This is a genomic window from Microbacterium sp. MYb72, assembly GCF_002979415.1.
Classification (GTDB): Bacteria; Actinomycetota; Actinomycetes; order Actinomycetales; family Microbacteriaceae; genus Microbacterium; species Microbacterium natoriense.
In genome coordinates this window covers 1-3,949 of record NZ_PCOT01000063.1, presented here as the reverse complement: position 1 = coordinate 3,949, position 3,949 = coordinate 1, and the positions used below count along the sequence as shown (strand labels likewise).

5 protein-coding genes are annotated in these 3,949 nt (G+C 73.3%); 2 read left to right on the top strand and 3 right to left on the bottom strand.

The window, feature by feature from the left end; all coding sequences use genetic code 11:
* Positions 1-97 precede the first annotated feature (97 nt).
* A complete protein-coding gene (locus tag CQ047_RS18595) occupies positions 98-682 on the bottom strand; it encodes a TetR/AcrR family transcriptional regulator (RefSeq protein ID WP_105677532.1) in 585 nt (194 codons plus the stop codon).
* 66 nt (positions 683-748) lie between these two features.
* On the opposite strand from CQ047_RS18595, the gene CQ047_RS18590 reads away from it, so the two are divergent.
* Together CQ047_RS18590 and CQ047_RS18585 are read left to right on the top strand one after the other, a co-directional pair.
* On the top strand, positions 749-1,285 hold the full coding sequence (locus CQ047_RS18590) for a hypothetical protein (RefSeq protein ID WP_146114407.1): 537 nt from the start codon (positions 749-751) through the stop codon (positions 1,283-1,285).
* Between the two features lie 56 nt (positions 1,286-1,341).
* Positions 1,342-2,007, top strand: a complete 666-nt coding sequence (locus CQ047_RS18585; RefSeq protein WP_105677529.1) for an SDR family oxidoreductase — start codon at positions 1,342-1,344, stop codon at positions 2,005-2,007.
* Between the two features lie 9 nt (positions 2,008-2,016).
* Here CQ047_RS18585 and CQ047_RS18580 read toward each other — a convergent pair whose 3' ends face one another.
* Both CQ047_RS18580 and CQ047_RS18575 read right to left on the bottom strand, forming a co-directional pair.
* Positions 2,017-3,216 (bottom strand): multidrug effflux MFS transporter, encoded by a 1,200-nt coding sequence (locus tag CQ047_RS18580; RefSeq protein WP_258132744.1) that lies wholly within the window; start codon positions 3,214-3,216, stop codon positions 2,017-2,019.
* On the bottom strand, positions 3,213-3,949 hold a 737-nt coding region (locus CQ047_RS18575; RefSeq protein ID WP_105677526.1), incomplete at its 5' end, for an alpha/beta hydrolase. The genes CQ047_RS18575 and CQ047_RS18580, both read right to left, overlap by 4 nt.

Genomic DNA, 3,949 nt, shown 5'->3' with positions numbered 1-3,949 from the left:
AGCTGGTCGGAGACCCCGCTCGTCACCGAGAAGCAGGCGCAGCGCGAGGCCGACACCTCGGTCGCCCGGGTGTGGGATGGGGGCGTGCTTCGGAGTGTCAGGCGCGCCAGGGGGAGAGGATGCCGTCGAGCACGGCGGCGTGGGCCGCGGCATCCTGCGGCTCGGTGACCTCGACGACCTGCTGGCCGTAGGTGATCGAGCGCAGCAGTGCCATGACGGCATCCGTCGGCGTCTCCGTGCGGAGCTCGCCCGCCGCCACGGCTTCGTCGAGGGCGTCGCGGATGCTGCTCTGCCAGGTCGCGAGGGTGGGTGCGCCGGCATCCGGAGTCGGAGCGAGGGTCGCGAGGCGTCCCCAGAATCCGACGACGACGCGCGCCTCGCTGCGGGTGTGCTCGTCGAGCGGGAGCACCTCGCCCATGAGCGCCTCCAGTCGTGCGAGCCCGTGGAGTCCCGTCGTGGCCGCGGCGATGCGCTCGTCGGTGCGGCGGGTGACCTCCGCGGCGGCGGCGCGGATGACGTCGTCGAATCCGTCGAAGTAGTGCCACAGCGAGCCGGTGGCGACGCCGAGCTCCTTTGCGACGGCGCGTGACGACACGCTCTCGTGCCCGTCGCGGGCGGCCACCGCGAGCAGCGCCTCGGCGATCTGCCGGCGGCGCTCATCATGGTCGACGACGCGGGGCACCTGCCCATCCTGCCGCATCCGAAGTGGGTCTGGCTATTTTGAGCGCCCGATCAATATAATGCGGGGGTGGATCCCATTCTGCCCGCAGCACCGTGGCTGATGGCACTGGCGGCGCTGGTGTCGGCGGTCGCCTGCGTCGCGGCCTGGCGCGCGGTGCCCTGGCAGGGGAGGCAGTCCGCCCTCGTCATGGCGGCGGCGATGCTCGTCGTCGCTGCGGGCGGCGGCGACGCGGCACGGGGACTCCTCCTCGGCGCCGTGCTGCTGCTCTCGGCCATGCTCGGGACGATCGGCGTGCGGGGGACGCCCGCTGCGGCGGCGTGCTGCCACCGTGCCCTGGTGTCTCTCGTCATGGCGGTCTGCGCGTTCCAGAGCGCCTCGTCCGGCGCATCGACCGACGCCGTCGCGACCTCGGGGCACGCAGGTCACGGCCTGAACGGGGTCCTCTCGATCATCGGGATCGTGGGCGTCGTCGGCGTCGTGCTGTGGACGGTCGTCGCCGAGTGGTTCGTCGAGCCCGTGCACGAGGGGCGGGCGGCCAAGATGCTGACGATCGAATCGTGGGCGATGGCCGCGGGCGTGGCCGTCATGTGCCTCGGCTTCTGAACCGGCGACGGCGCCCGCGCTTCCCGGTCCCGGCGCGGATTCGGTAGCGTGGCCGGATGCCCCTCGCCCTCATCACCGGCGCCGCCCGCGCGAACAGCATCGCGGCCGGCATCGTCCCCCGTCTCCGCGCCGCCGGCTGGACGGTCGTCACGAGCGACCTGACCGATGCCGACGTGCCCGCCGACCTCTCGACGCCCGAGGGGCCTGAGCAGCTGATCGCCGAGGTGAACCGTCGATACGGCGCGATCACGGCCCTCATCCTCAGCCACGCGCACGACGTCGAGTCCGGCATCCTCGACACGACGGCCGAGAGCTTCGACCTGCACGTCGCCGTGAACGCCCGCGCGAGCCTGCTGATGATCGCCGCGTTCGCCCGCCAGGCGGGGGAGGGCGGCGGAGTGATCGTCGCGCTCACGAGCGATCACGTCACCGGCAACCTGCCCTACGGGGCCTCGAAGGGGGCCCTCGATCGGCTCGTGATCTCGGCCGCACGCGAGCTGGGGCCGAAGGGCATCTCGGCGAACGTGCTCAACCCCGGTCCGATCGACACGGGCTGGATGGACGACGAGACCCGCACGGCCCTCGGCGGGATGACTCCGCTGGGTCGGCTCGGACGCCCCGCCGATGTGGCCGCGACCGTGGAGTTCCTCGTGTCGGACGAGGGCCGCTGGATCTCCGGTCAACTGCTCAAGTCCGACGGGGCCTTCTCGGCCGAGTTCTGAGGCCGACGCTCAGTCGCGCGCGGCCGGGCGCACGAACACCCAGGCGGAGATCGCGGCCACGGTCGCGGCCGCCGTCATCGTGAGCGCCATGGTGAGCGCGGTCGTGCCCCCGATGCCGGCCGCGAGCGGGGCGACCACGGGCCCGAAGAGGAACATCGACACACCCAGGAGAGCCGAGGCCGTGCCCGCCCGCGCTCCGTGGTGGGCCAGCGCGAGGGTCTGCCCGTTCGGCCCGCCGATCCCCGCGCACAGCATGAAGCCGATGAGCGCTGCGGCGACGCCGATCACCCCGGCGCCGCCGATCGCGACCACCAGGAACGCCGTCGTCGCGATCAGGGTGGCCGTGATGCCCCCGAGGTACACCCGCAGCGGTCCCCAGCGCCGCACCACGAGACGGCTGGCCTGACTGCCGAGGATGTTCGCGAGCGCTCCGGCGGCGAACGCGAGGCTGAAGGTCTGCGGGCTCAGCCCGAACCGGTCCTGCAGCACGAACGGCGACATCGACAGGTACGTGAAGAACGCGACCCCGCCCGCGGCGCCCGCGCACAGCACGGCGAGGAACAGCCGATCCCGCGCCACGGCGCCCGCGTGCCCTGCGAGCACCCGCACGCCGCCGCCGTGCCGGTCACCGCGGTCGAGGGTCTCGGGGAGCGCCAGCACGACCACGAGCAGCAGAGCGACGCCGACACCTCCCAGCACCCAGAAGATGCCGCGCCAGTCCATGATCCGCGCGAGCTGGCCGCCGACGATGGGTGCGATGACCGGTGCCGTGCCCGAGACGAGGAACAGCAGCGACAGCATCCTCGACAGCTCGACGCCCTCGAACTGGTCGCGGGCGACGGCGAGGCAGATGACGATGCCCGCGGATCCGGCGAGACCCTGCAGGAACCGCGCGAGCAGCAGCAGCTCGATGCTCGGCGCGACGGCGCACAGCACCGAGAGCACGGCGAACGCGGCGACGCCGACCATGAGCGGCAGGCGCCGCCCCAGGCGGTCGCTCAGCGGGCCGGCGATCAGCTGACCGAGCCCGAGCCCGATCATGCACGCCGACATGGTCGCCTGGCCGAGCGCCTCCGAGGCGCCGAGGGATGCCGCGAGCTGGGGCAGCTGCGGCAGATAGAGGTCCATCGACAGCGGGCCGAAGGCCTCGAGCATCCCGAGCACGAGCGTGGCGCGCAGCGCCCCCATGCGCGGGCGGGGGGCGCTCATCCGCCGAGGCGCAGCACGCGGCGCAGCCAGCTCTCGCGCGCGGCGACGGCGGCCTTCGAGACCTCGGCGTCGGGGGAGAAGCCGGCGAAGCCGTGATATCCGCCGGCCCACACGTGCAGCTCGGCCTGTCCGCCCGTTGCCCAGATGCGCAGCGCGTAGTCCACCGCCTCGTCGCGGAACGTCTCCGCGGCGCCGACCTCGATGAACGCGGGAGCGAGTCCGGAGAGGTCGCGCGCTCTGGCAGGCGCGACGTACGCGGACAGGTCGTCGCCGAACCGGTCGGCGCCGGCGATCGCGTCCCACGCGGTGTCGTTGTTGTTGCGGTCCCAGGCGCCGAAGCCGTCGTACTGACGGCTGGAGACGGTCTCGTTGCGGTCGTCGAGCATGGGGCAGCCGAGCAGCTGGCCGGCCAGGCGCGGCCCGCCGCGGTCGCGCGAGAGGAGCGCCACCGCCGCCGAGAGACCGCCGCCGGCGCTCATGCCGGACGCGATGATGCGCTCTGGGTCGATGCCGAGCTCGTCCGCGTGCGCCGCCATCCACTCCAGGGCGGCGTAGCAGTCCTCAGCCTGCGCCGGCCCCGGATGCTCGGGCGCCAGTCGGTACTCGACGGCGACGCCGACGACGCCGTGGCGCTCCGCGAGGTCGATGAGCTCCCCGGTGCCGAAGAACCGGGTGCCCAGCACCATTCCCCCGCCGTGGATGGAGAGCACGGCGGGGGCGGGGCCGGAGGAGG

Coding starts and splice junctions, on each gene's coding strand:
- CQ047_RS18585 (WP_105677529.1), top strand. CDS start 1,342: ATGCCCCTCGCCCTCATCACCGGCGCCGCCCGCGCGAACAGCATCGCG.
- CQ047_RS18580 (WP_258132744.1), bottom strand. CDS start 3,216: ATGAGCGCCCCCCGCCCGCGCATGGGGGCGCTGCGCGCCACGCTCGTG.